Genomic DNA, 20,103 nt, shown 5'->3' with positions numbered 1-20,103 from the left:
GGTCAGTAACAATATAGCCATTAGCCATTTAATCACCATCAGCATAAGCGTTTATCAAAACGCTCTATTACTCATCACACGAGATTATTATTCACTATATAAGGTAGGTAACTGAATATCTGCTGCATTAAGATAGGCGTTAAAGGCCAGTGGCGTCCCGCAACTTTGCATAAGGGCAGCAAGCGCTTGCACATAACTGTTGGCTGCCTGAGCTTGTTCAGTTCGTGCTTTGAGAGACTGGGTTTGTGCCTGCACCACGTCAACCGTTGTATTTACGCCTTCTTGAAGACCTAACTGACGCAAGCGCAATACTTCTGCTGCCAAGTCAACATTGCTCTGTAATGCCTGATAACGTGACTGGGCATTATTGACATCGTGCCAGTTTTTTTCGACCAGCAGTAGTAGATTGTCACTGACTTCAATTTCAGAAAGATCTGCTTGGCGTATTTGTGCATTGCTTGATGCCAATGATGCTGTTTTATCGAGTCCGCCCCATAGCTTCCAAGTGGCAGAAATACCAGCGACCCAACTGGGATCTTTTTCGACTTGTCCGTAGCCGTATAGCATGACGGTCGGCTTGTAACCGGTATCTGATAGCGCATGCAGTTGCTGAGCCTGTGCGCGTTTGGCGGCGACTTTTTGTAACCCCGGATGATTGCTAAGTGCCAAGTCTTGGAAGTAGCTCACATCAGGTAGGGGGCGACTGGAAACAAACAAAGGCGTCGTCGGTTTGATACGATAGTCGGTACGCAATAACCGCTGCAAAGCAATCATCGCAAGGCGAGCATCGTTATTGGCATTGACCGATTCGCTTTTGGCATCGGCTAAGGCAGACTGCGCTTCTAGGCGATCCACACGTGAGATAAAACCTTCTTCAAACAGGCGCTGCGCCATATGGTCGGTCTGCTGCAAGGTATCATAAGCGTCTTCACGCAAGTAGGCGGCAATGATGGCGAGCTGCGCCTTAAAATAGCGCTCAATCAAGGTGTTATAAAGCTCGTTCTTATCGAGTAGGCTATCTGCGACCGCTTCTTGGGTGCGGGCATCGGACGCGCCTGTTAACGCTGTTGTCCGCCCAGCAGTATAAATAGGCCAAACAACGCCAATACCTGCGCCCGTCGTTGAGCCTGAACGATTAAAATCATAAGAATTTGGGAGGCGTTCACCGACCAATTCACCAAAATTTGGCAAATCTGTGGTTGGCGGAGCGGGGATAACGTCATCGACGCCATTATTGATCTCATTGACGATGCCGTTTTTGAGCGATGATAAATCAATGTCTTCTTCTACATGGTAGGCACTGGCAGATACGCGGGCGAACACCAATGGGTTGTCTATGGTCTTGAGGGCATCAGTTTGAAATTGACTGGCAGCAATAGCGGCTTCATTGGCCGCAAGCTTTGGCGAGACTTGTAATAAGATGTTTTGCGCCTGCTCAAGACTCAAAAAGCTAGAGACTTCTAAAGGATAGCTATTATCAACCGCTTTGTGCGTGATGGGATCTATCAGCGTGGTTAAATTGCTTTTCTGCTCAATGCCTTTTAGCTCAATGCTTTGGTTATGAATAGTCGTCGCAGTGTTATTGACTACAGATTTATTATCTGCTGGCGCGATGGTACTGGTCTGGACGGCTGCCGTATGGCCAGTCTGCAATTGATTGTCAGCGTCAACGATTTGGGTTACCGTGACTGCTGGCACGTCATTCTGTGGCTCAACGTCATCCACGTTAGCGCTTACTGAGGTGGCGACGGACATCCCCATGAGCATAACCGTAATCACAGCAGTAGACAGAGTTGATAATGCAAATTTCATAAGTCACATAAGCCATTAATTAGAATGCAAAGTTTTTTAAAACAACGCGCTATATTCAGCATTTTGATCGATCACACAATAGCGTCGTTACGCTATTATAAACTATCCGGCAGCCAGCAAATTAATAGCGCTCGAATAAATTTTAAGCAAAAAACATGAATAAAATACGAGAAAAAAGATGAGGATAAATAATAACTGAAATATTGTTGTACGTAATACGAAGCACACTTTAGAGCCACAACCGTGACGGGTCAAGCCTCAGTATCTTGCCGTCGTCTATTGTATAATCAGTGCTGATGTGATAAAGAAATGATTTCGACTTTTATCATAGCGTTATTATTTATTTCCCAACAAGAACATTGTCGTCATCATATACTGAGTTTTTGAGCTGTGAGTGCCTTGATATTGCAGGGATTTTTTGTACTTTGATATTTCGATTTTATTGCTGACGAATCATAATGAGCGCCATGTTTTGACTATTAACCCGATGAATCGGTGCTTAATTAAGCGCGTTAATTTAGTTATAGAAGCCGCTGAAAATAAAAAGAAACCGCTGACTATAAAAATATGAGAGTGATATAAACTATCAACCATAGAATAAATAAGACCAGTAAAGGATATGAGTGATGGCAGGATATATTTTGGCTTTAGATCAAGGCACCACTTCGAGTCGCGCGATACTATACGACGATCATGCCCGACCGATAAAAATGGCGCAACAGCCAACCACATTACAGACACCCAAAGCTGGTTTTGTGGAGCAAGATGCCCAGCAGATTTGGCAAACTCAGATTAGCTGTGCGCATGACGTCATTAACCAAGCAGGGCTGCTCGCTACCGATGTGACTAGTATCGCCATCACCAATCAGCGTGAATCTATTGTCATGTGGGACAAAAAAACGGGCAAACCCTTAGCGCCTGCGATTATTTGGCAAGATCGCCGTACCGCAAACTATTGCAAAACCCTTGCAGCTGAAAGTGCGAGTACTGGTGTTCATAGCGATGAGACGGATGACGGTGATGATATGGCACATCGAGTGCAACGTATCACCGGGTTACGTTTAGATGCTTATTTTAGCGCCAGTAAAATCGCATGGTTGCTGGAAAACCATCCAAAGCTTAGCGTGCGTGCGAGCAAGGGTGAGATAGCTGTTGGCACTATTGATAGTTGGCTTATCTATAAATTGACAGGCGGCGAGCATGTCATCGATATTACCAATGCTTCTCGCACGCTGTTATACGATATTCATAAGCTGGAATGGTCAGAGGAGCTGTGCGCCCGCTTTGCTATTCCGATGAATATCTTACCTAAAGTTTTGCCCTCTGATGGGGATTTTGGTAAGACTAAAAAAGGCTTGTTTGCCAAGCAGATTCCTATTCAGGCGGTATTAGGCGATCAGCAAGCGGCACTTTTTGGCCAAGGCTGCCTCGATGCTGGTATGGCCAAAAATACCTATGGGACGGGCTGTTTTATGCTGATGAATATCGGTCAACAGCCCAAACTTAGCGAGCATCAGCTGTTGACGACGATAGCGTGGCAACGCAAATCGGCAACACTGCGCCCAGACAATTTATCCTTTGATCAAATCGTGCAGTCTGGCAAGCGTATGCTACAGCCGCCCAAAAAAGAAGTCACCTACGCGCTAGAGGGTAGCGTATTTATGGCAGGGGCAATCGTCCAGTGGCTGCGTGATAATCTGGGAATGATTCAACAGAGCGGTGAAGTCGAAGACTTAGCGCGGCAGGTTGATAGTAGCGAAGGCGTGGTATTGCTCCCTGCATTTACGGGACTTGGCGCACCATATTGGCGCTCGGACATCAGTGCAAGTATTACAGGTATGAGTCGCGGCACGACCAAAGCGCATATCGCCCGAGCGGCGTTAGAAGCGGTCGCCTATCAAACCTATGATGTCTTAATCGCCATGCAAAAAGACAGCCCACACCCCTTAACCGAACTGAGGGTCGATGGCGGCGCTGCCAATAATGATTTGCTCATGCAGTTTCAGGCAGACTTATTGGACGTTCCTGTACTGCGCCCTAGAGATACAGAAATTACTGCCAAAGGTGCTGCACTCCTGGCTGGTCTAAAAACGGGGTTGTATGATGACGCTACTATGAAAGCATCTTGGCAAGTCGATCGGATTTTTGAGCCAAGCATGTCTGCTGATGAGCGCGAGCAACATCTTCATAAATGGCAACAAGCGCTTGAAAGGGCATTAATGAAGGTGTAAAAAGAGCAGCAATAAAACGTCGATTCAATGCTGGTATTCAATATGTCCTATTAATAAGAATGTTTAAAATTACTGAAACGCCTAGACCAATGTACATAATCGTCATAAAGATACAGACTGTAACGCAAGGCAATCGAGATTTGGACACAATTTACATAATCTGCCTATCTGTCTTTGTCCTTAAGTTTCTATACTTTAGATGAATAAAGCAACACTGCTAATTTTCAACCATAAATCTAATATATATAACAAATAATTTAAGGAAAATATTATGAGTAACCATGACGGTATTGATCGTAGTGAAGTAAAGCACATGTCTAAGGAGACTAAGCAGGATTTGAATGCTGACATCATCACTGGTGAGCCAGGATCACATCCAGTAGGTACAGGCATAGGCGGCATAGGCGGTGCAGCAGCAGGTGCAGCTATCGGTACAATGGCAGGTCCACTAGGTACTTTGATTGGTGGTGCTATTGGTGCTATCGTTGGTGGCGGTGCAGGTCATGCGGCCGCTGAAGCCATTGACCCAACGCGCGAAGAAGCTTACTGGCGCGCAGAGTATGCGAATGCAGACTATTATAAAGAAGGCCATGATTTTGACCGTGATTTACATCCTGCCTACGCAGTCGGTTACGCCAACCGTGCCCGTTATCCTGCAGATGCTCGCTTTGAAGATCATGAAGCAGACTTAGAAAACTCATGGCATGAAGTAAAAGGTGAGTCACGTATGGAGTGGAATGAGGCACGTCGAGCATCACGTGATGCATGGAATCGTGTATCGTAATATTGGGAAATAGAGAATTTCGGCATCTTAATCAGTACCATCATTTGTATTGATAGCTTAGTCAGTATCATCGATAGTATGACTGATTAACGATACAGTATTTTTATAGCCGAGTTCTTACCCTTGATAATTGCAGTTATATAAAAGCTTCTAGAGTATGCTCTAGAGGCTTTTTTACATGTTGCACCTTTGATAGTTGTGGTAATCTTAACGATGTCTCAATAACCCATAGAGCGACCATGACTGACTCTTCTTCTGAAACGTATGAACTTGCCCCTGATATCGCCAGATTTTATCAAGGCAAGTCTTTACAAGGTCAGCCACCCAGTCTTTGGACATTGGTATTGTCTCAGGTTACTACTTGGATATTTGCACGGTCGCTCATGAATGCGGCCGTTTTAGGTTTTTTCTACGGTATCGCTGGTACTTTGGCTTATGGGATGTACTATTTTAGTTTTATCACTGGCGCACATATTGTTGATAGCTTACGATTCAAACATGGTTTTAATAACATACAGACGTTCATGCAAGTCAAGTTTGGGGCAACTGGTGAGCATCTTTATAATGCAGTGATTGGTTTTCGATTAGTGAGCGAGGTATTCAGCAACTTACTGGTGTTTGGGTTTATCACAACCTTGTTCGTGGGCTTTAATGAGAATTATTTAATACTGATTATAGCGGTCGCTACCTTAATTTATTCTTCAATTGGTGGGCTACACACTGCGCTGAAGACAGATGTGGCTCAAGCGCTATTGACGATCTTCGCCATTATTGTTTTAGCGGTTGCCATGTTTGCACATCCCTTGTTTTCTTTTAATGCCATCATTAGCTCCTCCAATTCCGCTGACAACAAGGGATGGATATTAATGATAGTTGCATTTATCCAAATATGGAGCTATCCCGCTCATGATCCTGTCATGACTGACCGAGGATTTTTAGCAGATAGGGCGACTACTAAAAAGTCATTTTACTATGCCGCGCCTATTTCGATGGCTTGCATCTTGTTATTTGGTTTGCTAGGTGTGTTTGCACAGCTGAACAACGCGGGAGGGGTCACTGAAGTGACGCAAACGCTGAACACTCTATTTTCACCAGCGGTAATGATGTTGTTTAGCTTCGCGCTGATTATTTCAGCGATATCGACCTTAGATTCTACCTACGCCAGTGCCGCAAAATTGATAGCCATTGATATGAAACTTGTCAAACCAACTGTAAAAAATGGCAGGCTGATTATGCTAGGGTTTTTGCTGGCAGGCTTGGCCTTCATTGCAACTGGCAGCAAAGACCTATTCGATGCGGTCGCTATTAGTGGTACCGCTTCCCTGTTTTTAGCACCTGTCGTATTTTTTAGCATTTGGTCAAGTTGGGAAGTCAAACCTTGGGCCATTGTAGTCAGCTTTGTATCAGCGCTCATGGCAGGTATTATTTATATGTTAGAAAACGGTGGCTATATTGCAGTGATGGCGCCAGTGTTTGGCGCAGAGCACAAATACGTGCAGCTGTTAGTATTGTGTGTCATCGCTTCTATGATTGGCAGCGCCGCCTTTGTACTGGCTCATAAACGAGTATGATCAACCAATATTTAGTACAAGGGCTTTGATAGAGTGCGCGTTAATAGAGCAAGCGTTCTCTACATTATCAATGAACCCAGTTTTTCTAGCTATGAAATAGTAGGATAAAACAATACGAAACACTACAGATTTAGTGGAGGCGGTCTATTATTATGAACAGCTTGCGTTGTTTATTCATAATAATGCATACTATCCAAATAGCACTAGGAGTTTTATGAGTTACTCTGCCAATAAAGGTAGCGATAAACAGTTTTATATCGCTACTGCCAATTTGCTAAATTTTGCCAATCCTAATCGCATGTATTATGAAAATGCTGAGCCGTACAGTAATAAAGAGTATGAAAGTAAATTGCGTGGCATCAGCGACTTATTAGCAAAAGCCCATGCCGACATTATTGCCGTACAAGAAGTATGGGACAGCGAGGCGCTAGAGGCATTGGCAGTATCGTTAGGATTTAAGCCCGAACATGTGGTTATTCCGCTAGCAAGCAATGACAGTTCGAGTGCTTATACTCAAGGTAGAGGGGCGCAAAATACACCTGCCGTAGGTATTATTAGTCGCTTTGAACAATTAGAGACGACTTTATTAGAGCAAGTGGCGCCAAAGGCGGTGATTGATATTCCTGATATTGGTCCTTATGAGCGTTTTAACCGTCCACCCTTGGTATTGCGAGTAGATGCATTCGGGCAGCCCATTACTATTATTACAGCTCACCTTAAAAGTAAGCGCGCTTTTTTCTTACGAGATGAAGCCGGCAATTTGTTAGAAGATATGGATGACCCCAATATTCGCATTCGTGCCAAGCTTCGTAGCTTATGTATGCGGGCAGCAGAAGCGGCATCTATTCGAATGTTTATCATCGAACGCTTAAAGCATACTCGTGAGCCTTTAATCTTACTTGGTGATATGAACGACGTCACCGGTAGTGTGACCACGCAACTAATGACCGAGACTGGCGAAGTCAATTACGATAAAAGCATGCGTGATGTTGCCTTGTTCGACGCCGCTCGCATTCAAGCGCGTTATGGTTGGATGAAAGACGTGGCATATACCCACATTTATCAAGGTATGCCAGAAGTAATTGATCAGCTGTTCGTTTCAGAGGAATTTTTGCCTGATAGCAAGTTTGCAATCGGTCAGGTTGAGCGAGTTGACTATTTTAATGACCATTTAAAGTGGGATTATGCCGATAGAGTCATCGATCATGGTATTATAAGGGCGAAAATAAAACTTCATGATTAACCCTAATATACTGTTAATCGATACATTATTTTTTAACCCATGCACGTCCCTTGCTTGATAGTGTACAAGCGTTTATGATGCCTCTTCATTGAGCATAGAGCGGTAATATTAGCCCGTACTACCAACTAACAAACAGTCGTTCTTAAATTTAGAATGAATACTGTCCAATGAAGACCATATTTATAAAGATAGGGCACAACATTAAGAGACTTACAATGAGTGAAAATAGAGACGACAAAATTGAAGATGTACTGGTAGATTCGGAACTGGCAAAGAAGCTGGTACCTAATAAATTTAAATTTACCAGTCAGCAAGGTCGCGCGCGCCGTCAAAAGCTATTGATGGGTGCCAAAAAACTGAGTGAAACGCAGTCTATCAATGATATTACCTTGGCTGCTGTTTGCGAAGAAGCTGGCATTCCAAGAGCATCTGCTTATCATTTCTTTCCGAATATCGAAGCCATATTTTTAGCATTGCGCTTTTTGAATGCTATCGAGATTTTAGAGATTTTGACAACTGTAGAAACGGTTGATTACGACAGATGGCAGGGATATTTAACAGCACTTATCGATCGCTGTGTGCATATCTTTCATGAAGATCAGACCAAAGCAAAATTGATCTATGGTACGAATACACCTGATTTTGAAGGTGATAGTTTCGGTGAAGATATGGATCATCAAGTGGTTGAACTGGTATATAAACGTTTAGCAGAACGCTATGAAGTGCCAAAATTTGAAGATATCCAAGATGTTCTTTTGGTCACTTATAGTATTATCAACGCTATCTTTACGGTTTCTTACCGCCGTCATGAGAGCATTACAGAGAAGTATCTGCAAGAAGCAAATACTGCGTCAATTGCTTATCTGCGCTGTTATTTACCAGAAAAGCTACCACGTAAAAACCGCTAATTTATTTTGTGCTAAACGTGGATGATATTATAAAAGTTAACTGAAATTTTAATACAAAAAAGCCGACTATTTATGAGTCGGCTTTTTTAATTTCTATTTTTGTAACGGCCTTTTGTTTGCCTAGGTTCAATAATAACGAAAATATTGACAAGTAGCTGTCAGAAAATATCTAAGATGAGCGACATTTGGTGCCAAAAACACCTTGCTCATTTTTGCGATTGATAGGTTATTGAGCGATAGAAAACAGTTTTTGCCCTTGGCAAACATCCTCACTCGGATCCAAAGGGGCATATTGCTTGTAATAACGCACGATCAGATTCTCTAAGGCGACGTTAGCTTGCGAATCATGGGCGTTCACATAGGCCTCACGCGCTTGCTCTAGCCAGCGATCTGCCATGCGGAAGTGACTGCCTGACTCTTTTGAGCCACGCTCACACTGATTGGTTGCCGCCCATATTAAAGCCACTTCACTAAATGCCATTTCACGTGGCGCAGTACCAATACCGTCGCTGTCTTTTAAAGCACTCAAAGTTGCCCAAAGATCAGGACGCATCAAAGCAGAGTCAGACGGGATATCCTGATATAGGCTTATGTCTTGTGCGGTATCATTTTTTAGCGCTTGCAATATCGTCTCTGCCGACTGCGCTGCGTATGTACCAGCCGGTGAGCGGCTATTAATACTGTCTTGATGAATAGCATAGTTAATCCACGCTTGCGCTTTATACGCTAGATACTGCTGCTGCGCTGTCATGTCTTTTTGCTGATAAGCTTGTAGTTGCGTCAACAGGCAACTCAGCGCTCGTTGCTGCGTACTTTGGTATTTATAAGCAGAGGGTTGTGTCTGCAAATCACCATGGCAATAGTTAGAAGCTTGTAGAGTAATAGCTGGAGCCTCTTTGGCTACTGCCAGCGCTGATGAAGCAGTCGTCAGGAGCAAGACTGCTGCGAGCGTAGTATAGATAGGCTGTTTATTGGTTACAGCTTTGATCGCAGAGTACAACATAATGCGAACCTTGTATTAAGGTAATGAGTGTGGATATTGGTTTTTATTAGCACTGACTTTATAAGCCCTTAATCGATAAAGGACTGTAAATCGGCGAGCAAATTATCATAAGCCATGCCTATGATAATTTGGCTAAATTATAACGTAGAATCGCTGGTTAAACGTTTATTTTTGCGTGGATCTTCACGTTTGAATAAATCTTCATCAAATTTGAAGCGTAGTCTAAAATAAGCGCCTTCTTGCGTGCTGTCATCATAAGCGATGTCTTCATCTTCAAAGCCCATAAAGTTGTAGCCGAGTGATAACCACAGGTTGGTCATCGGGCTGTAGCCAACTTCTGCACCAACCAGATAAGCCAAGTCATCCGCTTGTTTATTCCAGTAAGTACCTGCCTGCAAACCAATATCCCAGCGCTCACTAATGTCATATAAGCCGCGTGCATAGACAGCATGAGCTGTGTTATCACTTACGATATTATCAGCATCATATTCTGTGTATTTACCTGCATAGCGACCTGATAGCGTTAATGGTCGTGTTGGGTGGTAGTTGCCACTCCATGACCAAACAATCGAATCTTTTTGATAAGGGTCATTACCAGTAGCATTATCATCTAAACGATACTCAAGCTTGGCAAGCATATCGAGCTGATTGCTATCATAATCACGATAAGCAGCGCCAAGCTGAAAACGATTGATAGTACGATGACCATCATCATAATCTACCTGCGAGTAGATATCTTTCGCTAATAAAGTAATGTCATCCGTGTAACGATAAGCTATGCCAGCGCTACCGAGAAGGGTATCACTGGTGTCGCCCCAGCGTTTTTCTAGACGCCCTGAAGCCTTGTAGTTTTCTTTGGCTAGGTATTCAACCCCTACGCCAGCTGCAGTTGCTGTACTGTCTTCGTCACCTTCTAAAGACTCAACACGCTCAAATAATGTGCTCAAGGTTAGACCTTCTTGGACATACCATTTGTTTTTTAGACCGATAGCTGCTTCTGCTTCGCGGGCACTGATCGCATCACTCATACGGTATTCGCTATAGACTTTACCATCTTTCATATAAGTGGCATCGAAGCCTACGACCGTACGCTGACGCTCATCAGAATCGTCAAGACCATAGCTGCCTGATAAGCTGTTGATTAAGTCATGGCGGGCATATAGGCGACCTAAGCTACCTAGTGGTGTCTCGCCGCCGATAGAGGTTGCATTGCGCTCACTATTATCAATATCTTGCTCATATTCGGCAAATACTAACGAGTTATTTAGTTTTGGCAAACGCGCTGTTAGACGGGCGCGGGCAGTTGTTCCTTCGATATCTTTGTCAGCGTTACTGACGCCATTGAGCGCTGATTGATTAATGATGTCATCATTGAATATTGTATCATCAGTAACATCTAGCACATCAGTGGCTGCTTGGGTATTGCGTGAGGCGGCGGTCGCATCTTGTTTGTAGTAGCGCACCCCAATTTCACCAACGATATTTTGACTGAGACGCTGCTCAATGCTTGCTTCTACACCTTCGCGACTGGCCTCTGTTGTATGATCTTCTGTACGTACGCCTTCAAGTTTAAGCGCTGTCTTTTTATCATTCAGAGTGTGAGTGACTTCTACGCCAGATTCAGTACGACCCGCAGTTAGCGGTGATGCGCCAGTGACAAAACCTTCTTCAGCATCATTATAATAAGCTTTGGCACGGGTGCTTAATTTATTGTCGTAATCTAATTCTATACGTAGCGCATCACCTTTGGCATCGCGGCCTTCTAAGAGATCCGCATTAATCTGGTTACTTGGTTGAAAGTTTGGATTTTCTGCTTTGTTTTTGGCATATTCTGCGACCAGTTTTAGCTTATCGTTGAACTTGATAACGCTGTTAACACTCGCGAGCTCTTCTTTATTTAGTGGGTCATCACTATTGACATAGCTGCCACCGATGGCGATTTTGGCAGTCAGTTGTTGCTTGGCTGCAATGCCGCCCACCCAATATTTTTCGCCGCCTTCGTCTACTTCTACGGTAACGCGTAGATAAATAGGGTTGCCTTCCAAATCTTGACTGGCAATCGGCGCTTTTAGGTATAAACTGCGGCTGATAGGGTCGATTTCATAATCAGCAAATCGTGTCAGCGTCTCACGGCGTACGATAAGTCCAGGGTTATTCGCATCGCGAGTAATGACCTCAATGGTTTCGGAGTTCTCTAGTACCGCATCGAAGTCGTTAGCCAGTGGATAAGGACCGGAAATGCCAAGACCACGAGTCTCGTTGACGCGTTGTGATGAGCTGGTTTCGGAGATAAAGGTGGTGATACGGGTATTGTTGTCTTCGTACTGCGCTTTGGCACCAGTCAACGTACGGTTGTACTGACCAAGCTCGATACCTTCGTCGTTATCTATTTGAGTCTTGAGATCACCGTACATGGCAAATGAGCGACCTTTATCTACGCGTACGTAGAGCTTGCTAGTAGACTGGGCGTCAAAGCCTTTTGCCGATGAATCGCCATAGACGGGATAGTATTCGCCTGGATCGATATCACGGAATAGGCGCTCGCCTTTTTTGTCACTGTCATAGGCAAGGGTTAGTAGATAATCACCGCGCACTTTGCCTTTTAGGAACATTGCTGCACGACCAGTGGCTGAATAATCGTCACCGCCAGCAATCTCATTCAATTCTTGCTCAAAAGCCCCTTGAGCATCGGTAATATTGCTGCCATCAAAGTCTTTAAGCGATATAGCCCCTTCGACAATACCCACAGCAATCAATGGACGTAGTTTAGCGGTGAACTGTAGCGGAATTACTTGCTTGCTACCACCAGTATCAATGACTAGTTCGCCTTTGCCTGGCGCACTTGGGGCCGTAACAGGTATCAATAACTCGCCGCCAGAGACGATAACTTGAGTACCAGCCTGATCTTTACTGGTATCGCTGAGATTAATACGACCAATATTGGTATCGATAGTGATCGGTGTTGAGGCAATATAAGGACGACCATCCCGATCCTTTAAGCTGATAACCACTTGATAGTCGCTAACACCATCTGCGGCAACCAACTGTGCTTGGGTACGATAGTCTATAGATTGTAGATTGTCTGGTGTGAAGACATCAAGCGTCTGCTCAGAGATGATTTTTCCATTAATATCCGTTGCTACAGCGCGTAGGACGTTACGACCACGTTTAAGCTCAACGCCATAATAATCAAAAGCTGTCACATTTTGTTTTTCTTGCTCAGCAGTTTTACCAATTTTATCTTCTGATACGGCTGTACCATTGGCATATAGCGTGAAATTGCTACCCAGTGGCGCTTGTACTTGTACCATTTGCTTATAAGAATTGAGCTGTTGACCTGCGCTCATGTTAATAAAGGTCACATTATTATTAGCGACTTCTTTTAGGTATTCTTCTAGCACTTTTTCGACAGGAGGCGCAATAGTAGTCACTTCCATATTTATGTTAGTAGATGGATTCACCATCTCATTAACGATAGCAGAGTCGCAGTTACTACCAAGGTCTAAATCACCATTGATATTACAACCGCTGGCGTCCACATTATCATTGTAGTCGCGATTGTAGTCAGGCTCTAAAGTCAGCTCGGTTTTTACGGCTTGCTCAAGAGTATCATTCTTTGCGCTCACTGATTTGCTACGAGCAACCAGCTCTGCGTTCAAGCGCTCAGTGCTATCGCCCATACCGCCGACAATAGCGAAATCAGCACGATGTAGCTCACCGTATTTTAAGTCGACAAAACGGCTGCCAGCATCACCAGCGTTACGGTTGGTTTGGATGACCATTTCGGTCGCGTTAGGAATGGTCGTGCGATCAACTTTTAATACGTGAGTTTTGGCACTAACCCCATAAAAGTTATACTTACCTTCAGGATCGGTGACGATAAAGTTACCGTTTTCCATATAGATGCGCACGCCAGCAACACCCAGCTCACCAACATCTTTTTGTTGAATGCCATCACGGTTGATATCGTGGTATACCTTACCGACGATGATGCCATCGGTATTCATGACGCCGCGCTCAACCTCAATTTTCCACTGTGCTTCTCTAGATATTAAGCTTTGACCTTGTTCATTGCTCGCAACGGCAGTTGCACGGTTGATACCGTCACCACCTAATGAGGAAGCACCGACTAATACGCGATAAGTGATGTTTTTGGTTTCACCAGCAGTCATATTACCTAGGCTTAGCACTTGATATTTACCATCCGCCTTAAACTCAGTGGTTTGCGTCTGATTGATATCGATATCAGCATTTTTGCCAATACGTACACTACCATCGACGTAATCAAAACCACGTGGTAAGGCGTCTTTTAGCTGTACATCATAAGCGGTGGAGTTGCCGCTGTTGGTAATATTAATAGTATAGCTAACATAGTCACCAAGCTCAGCGCTCTTTACGTCACTCTCTTTGGTGACGACTAAGCTTGGGTTGTCATCAACGATACTGATTTGTGTATCCAAGTCGTCGATACGCACGATGAAATCGCCGTCGTTTGGCAATTGCTCAGCGCCAGTACCGACAGAAGGCGCGATACAAGCATCTAGGCTAGCAGTCAACGTGTCATTTGCCAACGTCTGAATGATGTTGTCATCAATCGCATTGGCGTTACTTTGAGTGGATGCTGACAGCTGATATTTTCCCGTGCTGTTGCCCGTCTCTATGCCTTTTAGAGAGTACTTATCACCTGTCAATAATGAAGTAATCGTAACCCATACTTGATCGGGCTTATCTAGCTGAGCATTACATTGTGCGTAGTTGGCATCGATATAGACGTTTTCATCGATTTGAGAGGTGGTTTTATTGTCATCGAACTTGGGCGTGGTGAAATTAATCTCAGGCTCGACGATAACGAGTTTGTCCGTAATATTAGCCGTTATAGAAGGGTCTTCTAGAACAATAGCACCAAGCTGAATCTCGGCAGTATCGTCAGTTTTACCGTTAGGATCTGACAAAGCTTGTACGATAAGTTGGATGCTTTCACTGTGACCAAGCAAGATCTGAGCATTTAAGTTATTAAAGATAACTTCGCTGTCAGAACTATCAATGATGCCGTTTTTATTCAAATCTTGATAGATTTTGATGTTAGATAGCGTTGGTGCTACATCCAGCGTCAACTCAACTGTTTGATCACTATAGCTGGTATTGCTTAAAACATTGACCCAACTAACTAAAGCATTAGGCATGACTGTCTGTACAGGCTGCTTAGTTAAGCCAATACCATATTCAGGAAGGGCAGAGACTTTGACTTGTACTTTGTTTGAAGTACCATGCTGCTTAACAGCTGCTACGTCATAATCGACGTTTGCTAAATTATCAATGATTTGCACAAGTGGGTTGACTGCGGCGAATGCCATATTCGATTGCATAAGCAACATTGCCACTGACAGCGCAGAAATCTTTGCTGTGCACAATGCGGTACGATTAGACGGTATCATGGTAGATCGGGTCATAAGTCGCTTATCCAATAAAACATCAATGGGAAATAAAAAATTGAACCTCTAGCTTGGCTAATAAAAGTAATCGTCTCAAGCTAGAGGAGGGTCTATAAGTATCTCGTGACACTTATAGATTAGAGAGTTCATGAATAATTAATTAGTACCTGTTTGTGAAGGCTTGGCAGAGAATTTGATAGTTACCGTTTCTTGAGGTGTCAAAGTGGCAAAAGTCCCTTTGATTAACGGGGCAGAAACTTGACTCGGTGTAGTGACCGCTTTTGAAGGAGTAAAGTCATTACGATATGTAACTGATGACACTAATGTATCTGAAATTGCCACACTATTAATATCAGTTCCACTAGTAGTAGAGAATGTGTTTTTGGCATCAAGTCTGTAAAAAAGACACTGAGTCACATCTGCCGTTTTATTACTTTGAGACCAATTGCCTGGCGCAGTTCCGTCTACTATGCTCGCAAGAGAAGTACCACAGGTAGCTACCGCTTGGAACTTAAGTAAATTGATACCTTGCATCGTCGTCTTAGAGGTCGTATTGACACTAGCTGGAGCAGGCGTTTGATTAACTGGACCTTGAGGTAATACTGCTAAAGTCAGAGTCTCAAAATTGCCAATATTATTGACCTCGCCCGTAGCATTGCTACCAGTACCAGTAGTTACAACTTCTACACCGATTTTGATGGCGTTAGCCGCACCAGGAGCAAAACCAGTGGTTTTTGCAGCGTTTAGATCATAGGTATACTCTGACGTCGTGCCAACACGAGTACCCGGCAGCACAGTATCACCTGAATTAAAAATACCATCGCCGTTAGCATCTACGAATACCCGAGCAATCTCGATTTTAGGATTATCAGTAACGTTAGTGGTTTCAGTAGCGGTTGGTTTTACAGAAAATAGTACTGAACCTGCAGTTGCTGCCTCTATAATGTCAGTACCGTTGTTGGTAATGGTATAGCTATAAGTATTACCAAGATTCGCGCCACTAGTGAGTAGGGCGACTTCTTTATTCACACCTGTCGTGATAGCAATCGCACGAGTCTGGTTCGACGTTGAGACTGTTGCTTGGGTGTTATTATCTACACCAAGAATAGGTGTAGCAGTAGTATCTTCATAATTCTTCTCTGTTTTCCCACCTGTAGTTACACCATCGTCTGATCTGTCGATAAGATCAAAAGTGCCATCGTCTTTCGTACTGTCTTCAACAATAGCGTAGTTTACGATGTTGTTAGTACCAGTGGCTAACGTAGTACCCGTCTCTTTTTTGACACGGAATTTTATGGTAATCGTTTGACCTATTGCAATGTTCTGATTTGTGACAGTAATCGTCTTGTCATTATTGGAGAAAGTAGGAGTAACATTTGTAGTGCCACCAGTAGTAGTAGGGGCTTGATAATTAGCTGCATTAGTATCAGTAATAGCAACTAAGCCAGTTGGTAAAACATCGGAGATTCTTACATTTGTACCCGCTACAGTACCTTCATTCTTCACAGTTATAGTGTAGTCAATGTATGAACCAGCATTGGTAGCATCAAAAGTCTTATTGTTTAGGTTCGTTGTAGCAGACTTAGTAATCGCGTAGATGGGGGTCGTCGTCTTTGCATTATCGACGTTAGTGGCTGTATAAGTATTTGTTACAGTAGGACCGGTACCAGGATTTTTGGCTTTTAGATAAGTACTTTCAGCACTGACAGTTAGGATACCATTTTTATTAATTAAACGTTCTGTTGCTGCTGTTCCTACAATGGTAATCTCTGCAGATTGACCTGGTGTCAAAGGGATAGTGCCACCATTAGCTATAGATACAGGACTTCCTACATTAGTAGTACCATTTTTTATTTGATAGGTAATTAGATTACCAGTAAGCGTATAATCAAAATCATCTTGACCTGTAGCTGTACCATTTGCCGTATTCAAAAGATTAATAGTATAGGTGTCGTTTACGTTACCTTCATTTTTTAGGGTATGGATAAAGTTAACGGTTGAGCCTGTTTGAGGATTAATCGTCTTATTAAGGTTATCTGTGACTAACGTAAATGAACTTTGCTCACTAACCGAAATGGTAACGATGTTCGAAGTAGCTGTCTGTGAAGCAGTATTGCCAGCAACGGTATAAGACGCAGAAGCTTGGTTAGCTACATCAAAGCTGCCAGCAGAAGTACCACCAGTAGGTTGTTGAGCAGCATGAGCCACACCCATAGCGGCAACGACACCGACAGTCAACACTGAGTATTTGAATAAATTAGATTTCATGCGGTAAATCTCCAAGGGGGTTTGATAAAAATATCAGGTAGGGATTAGTTGACTATCGTGTTGAGTGATACGGTGGCAGACTTTTTGGCTGGTAATAGTTTGATATTCCAGCGAAGGCTTCGGTATTCAGAAAATGGTACTTTTACTACCTTGCCATCCACTTTGCGCATCAGAGGCATGTCAGCATAGTTTTTGCCATCAGTACTGGCTTGTGCGCTAGCAGGTGAAACCTCGCCGTTGAACGACATATTTGCAGGGATAGGTAGGGTAACCGCGATATCATTTATATTTTGATTGACGGTATTGGTATAAGTCGCTTTGTACTGAATAATAGTGCCTGCTGGAGCAGTGCTGGCTGCTACATAAGTGATTTTGCCATCCGCATTTTTAACGGCTTTATTAGCAGTTAATTCCATTTTTAATGCTTCTTCAGCATATGCTGTGCTTAGTAAGCCTAAAGAAATTGTGGTAATAAACAGGGTGGCACGTAAAGCATTTAAGAATTTCATTTTATGTCCTTGCTGTAATCATTATTATCAGTGCGCTATTAACTTCACTAAGTGCAGTTCAATTTTTTTGCTATTAGTTATGAAGAGACATTACTGATAGAGGTCTGAAACTGTCTTTAAGGTATTTTTACAATTAATAGACAAAGAGTCACCATAAAGACGACAAAGGGTATTTCGAGGTTACCGAACGGTAAAAGCCCCATCTGAGGAGATAGGGCTTTTTATATTAAGATGTTGACTGCATTAAGCTACTAAAATTACAACAGAAATTATCTACTGAGCATTCACAGTACTACCGTATTTGGTGTTGAAATAAAAAAAACGTTTGTCTCTCTTTGGCAACGTTTGGGATATGGTTGTGATAGTGCCATTTTGACCATTAATAAGAGTATCGCTAAAGACTCCCGTTGCACGAGCAGGATTGGTTAAGACTGAGGTCACAGTCGCGTTATTCACGTCTTTTTTTTGTAGAGCGTCTTGCATAATGAAATTATCAATGGGCATGTTGGCACGATTGGTAGCGGTTATTCTGTAAGCAATACATTGACCTGGACGTATATCAGGGTTGTCACCTGAACTCGATAATGGTGATTTACTATATTTAAGCGAAGCGTCTGTGAGTGAGGTGATGTTGCAGTTATTTGGTGCTTGTTCTTTTTCAAGTACCAAAGCTGCATTATCTTGAATAACATCACCAAAGTTATTATCAGGATAAGTAAATGTATTAGTCGTAATATTTATTTGTCGCACATCGCTCGTAGTGTCCATAGAATATATATAATTACTAGGTTCATTCTGAGTAGCACAAAGCCTCGTATTGTTTCCAAGCTGTGCAGGTGTCACAGTGAAACTATAGGTTCCATCAGGATTGATAGCTACAGTTTGAGATGTAAACGTACCATTATCACCTATGCATCTATTTAGGGTAATAGTGTGGCCTGAAGTAAAGGGTATTCCAGATTCGCTTGGTGAATCGTATTTACCATTGAAATAAAGACTATTATTTAGATATTTATCGGACACATCATCCTTAGTTGGAGCTGCTATACCGCCGTTATCGTTAAAGACAGTGCCTGAGAAGACATAGTTAGGGCTGCCGTTTGTGATTGTACACGTCCAGTTGTCTCCGTAAGTTAGATTAAGGTTTTTTGGGTCTAAAGTGCTAACGGATGTACCATCTGATTTTCTACAAGCATATAAGGCATTATAATCTGCTAAATTTGTCGATCCTGAGCCTGACTCTGTCAATGTATAGGTTTTGGTAGGGTTAACTTTGAAAGTTCCTGTAGTACCTGTACCAGCCGTGACAGTATTATTTGAACCTGTTGTAGTAACAGAAGTAATGCCGCTCGTAACTACCGAATTATCTGCATTGTCTTTAATTTGAACAGTGAATTGATCCGTATTTTTTTTACGAGAAGTCGAAAGCGCTTTCGAGTATGTTAACCGTGGTTGTGGTTTATAGCAGTAGCCATCAAATACAATGTTGATAAGCTGATCACCAGGATTGAAATAATTATTGTTACCATAATATTCTAAGTCAGGGTTATTACCATAAGTCACATCTATTTTGACTACATCATCATTTTCGAAAGCAACTGAAACTTTACACTTCGTATCTAAAGAGTCTGTATTGCACAAAACACTATTCGTGTCAGTTATTTGACGGTAAGGTGTAGAACTTGTGATTTCACTGCCCCTAAACTTTAAAATTGGATTAACAGTTTCACCTGAACTAGTAACACCTGTTATTGTCACTTGATCGGAAAACTCAAAGTATCTGGTACCTGTAAAAATACCAGTTCGAGCGTAATTTGCATCTATATCATAAATACTTAGACTTACATTTTTAAGCGCTTGCGGTTTCTCAGTAAACTTATTATTAAAAGTATATGAAACAGTACGAGTACCTGCTTTATCGGTAAAGTCTTGGAAAAGCTCGAACGACTCGACGCCGCCAGTCAACGTTTTAGGTCTATAAAAATTTGAGCCTCTTGTCTCTAAAGTTCCAGTAGCGACCGTATTTAAACTGTTAGAAGCAATAATATAGCTTTCATTTTTAATACCATTTAAAAGCTGATTAATACCAAGCACAGGTGGAGAGGCATTAGATCCCAAATTTCCATAATCAGCTGGCGCAAACTCATCAGAGACAAAACCAGCATCACAAGTTACTGCTGCTAAGGTCGAATTACTAATTAGAATCATAGCAATAGCGATTATCAATGCCAGCACTCGATACATATATGTATTGAATAATTGCGAGCTTATTGGATTTGAAGTTAACTGGACTTTATGCATATCTTTTTCCTATAAGCTAAAACTTGCTATCAATATTTGTT

Annotated in this window: 11 protein-coding genes; 5 read left to right on the top strand and 6 right to left on the bottom strand. The window is 42.7% G+C overall.

Annotated features, from left to right (window positions below; genetic code table 11):
- Positions 1-87: 87 nt before the first annotated feature.
- Positions 88-1,812, bottom strand: a complete 1,725-nt coding sequence (locus CXF65_RS02675) for a TolC family protein (protein ID WP_101210954.1) — start codon at positions 1,810-1,812, stop codon at positions 88-90.
- A gap of 626 nt (positions 1,813-2,438) precedes the next feature.
- On the opposite strand from CXF65_RS02675, the gene glpK reads away from it, so the two are divergent.
- The 5 genes from glpK to CXF65_RS02650 all read left to right on the top strand — a co-directional run bounded on the left by glpK (position 2,439) and on the right by CXF65_RS02650 (position 8,549).
- Positions 2,439-4,043 carry a glycerol kinase GlpK gene (gene glpK / locus CXF65_RS02670; protein ID WP_101210953.1) on the top strand — a complete coding sequence of 535 codons (1,605 nt, stop codon included), beginning with the start codon at positions 2,439-2,441 and terminating at the stop codon, positions 4,041-4,043.
- 271 nt (positions 4,044-4,314) lie between these two features.
- On the top strand, positions 4,315-4,827 hold the full coding sequence (locus CXF65_RS02665) for a hypothetical protein (protein ID WP_101210952.1): 513 nt from the start codon (positions 4,315-4,317) through the stop codon (positions 4,825-4,827).
- Between the two features lie 239 nt (positions 4,828-5,066).
- Positions 5,067-6,398, top strand: a complete 1,332-nt coding sequence (locus CXF65_RS02660) for a sodium:proline symporter (RefSeq protein ID WP_101210951.1) — start codon at positions 5,067-5,069, stop codon at positions 6,396-6,398.
- Between the two features lie 214 nt (positions 6,399-6,612).
- Positions 6,613-7,641 carry an endonuclease/exonuclease/phosphatase family protein gene (locus tag CXF65_RS02655; protein WP_101210950.1) on the top strand — a complete coding sequence of 343 codons (1,029 nt, stop codon included), beginning with the start codon at positions 6,613-6,615 and terminating at the stop codon, positions 7,639-7,641.
- A gap of 215 nt (positions 7,642-7,856) precedes the next feature.
- Positions 7,857-8,549, top strand: a complete 693-nt coding sequence (locus CXF65_RS02650; protein ID WP_025651779.1) for a TetR/AcrR family transcriptional regulator — start codon at positions 7,857-7,859, stop codon at positions 8,547-8,549.
- A 226-nt stretch (positions 8,550-8,775) separates the two neighbouring features.
- Here CXF65_RS02650 and CXF65_RS02645 read toward each other — a convergent pair whose 3' ends face one another.
- The 5 genes from CXF65_RS02645 to CXF65_RS02625 all read right to left on the bottom strand — a co-directional run bounded on the left by CXF65_RS02645 (position 8,776) and on the right by CXF65_RS02625 (position 20,062).
- Positions 8,776-9,552: a hypothetical protein gene (locus CXF65_RS02645; RefSeq protein ID WP_025651780.1), complete on the bottom strand. Its 777-nt coding sequence runs from the start codon at positions 9,550-9,552 to the stop codon at positions 8,776-8,778.
- A 137-nt stretch (positions 9,553-9,689) separates the two neighbouring features.
- Positions 9,690-15,002, bottom strand: coding sequence for an SdrD B-like domain-containing protein (locus CXF65_RS02640; protein WP_101210949.1), 5,313 nt, complete (start codon positions 15,000-15,002; stop codon positions 9,690-9,692).
- Positions 15,003-15,140: 138 nt separating this feature from the next.
- Positions 15,141-17,252, bottom strand: coding sequence for a beta strand repeat-containing protein (locus tag CXF65_RS02635; protein ID WP_101210948.1), 2,112 nt, complete (start codon positions 17,250-17,252; stop codon positions 15,141-15,143).
- 44 nt (positions 17,253-17,296) lie between these two features.
- Positions 17,297-17,761, bottom strand: coding sequence for a hypothetical protein (locus tag CXF65_RS02630; RefSeq protein WP_101210947.1), 465 nt, complete (start codon positions 17,759-17,761; stop codon positions 17,297-17,299).
- Positions 17,762-18,034: 273 nt separating this feature from the next.
- Positions 18,035-20,062: a hypothetical protein gene (locus CXF65_RS02625; protein WP_101210946.1), complete on the bottom strand. Its 2,028-nt coding sequence runs from the start codon at positions 20,060-20,062 to the stop codon at positions 18,035-18,037.
- Positions 20,063-20,103 lie beyond the last annotated feature (41 nt).

Origin of the sequence: Psychrobacter sp. Sarcosine-3u-12 (assembly GCF_002836005.1) — a bacterium.
Taxonomy (GTDB): domain Bacteria; phylum Pseudomonadota; class Gammaproteobacteria; order Pseudomonadales; family Moraxellaceae; genus Psychrobacter; species Psychrobacter okhotskensis.
This window is presented reverse-complemented; position numbering and strand designations above follow the sequence as displayed.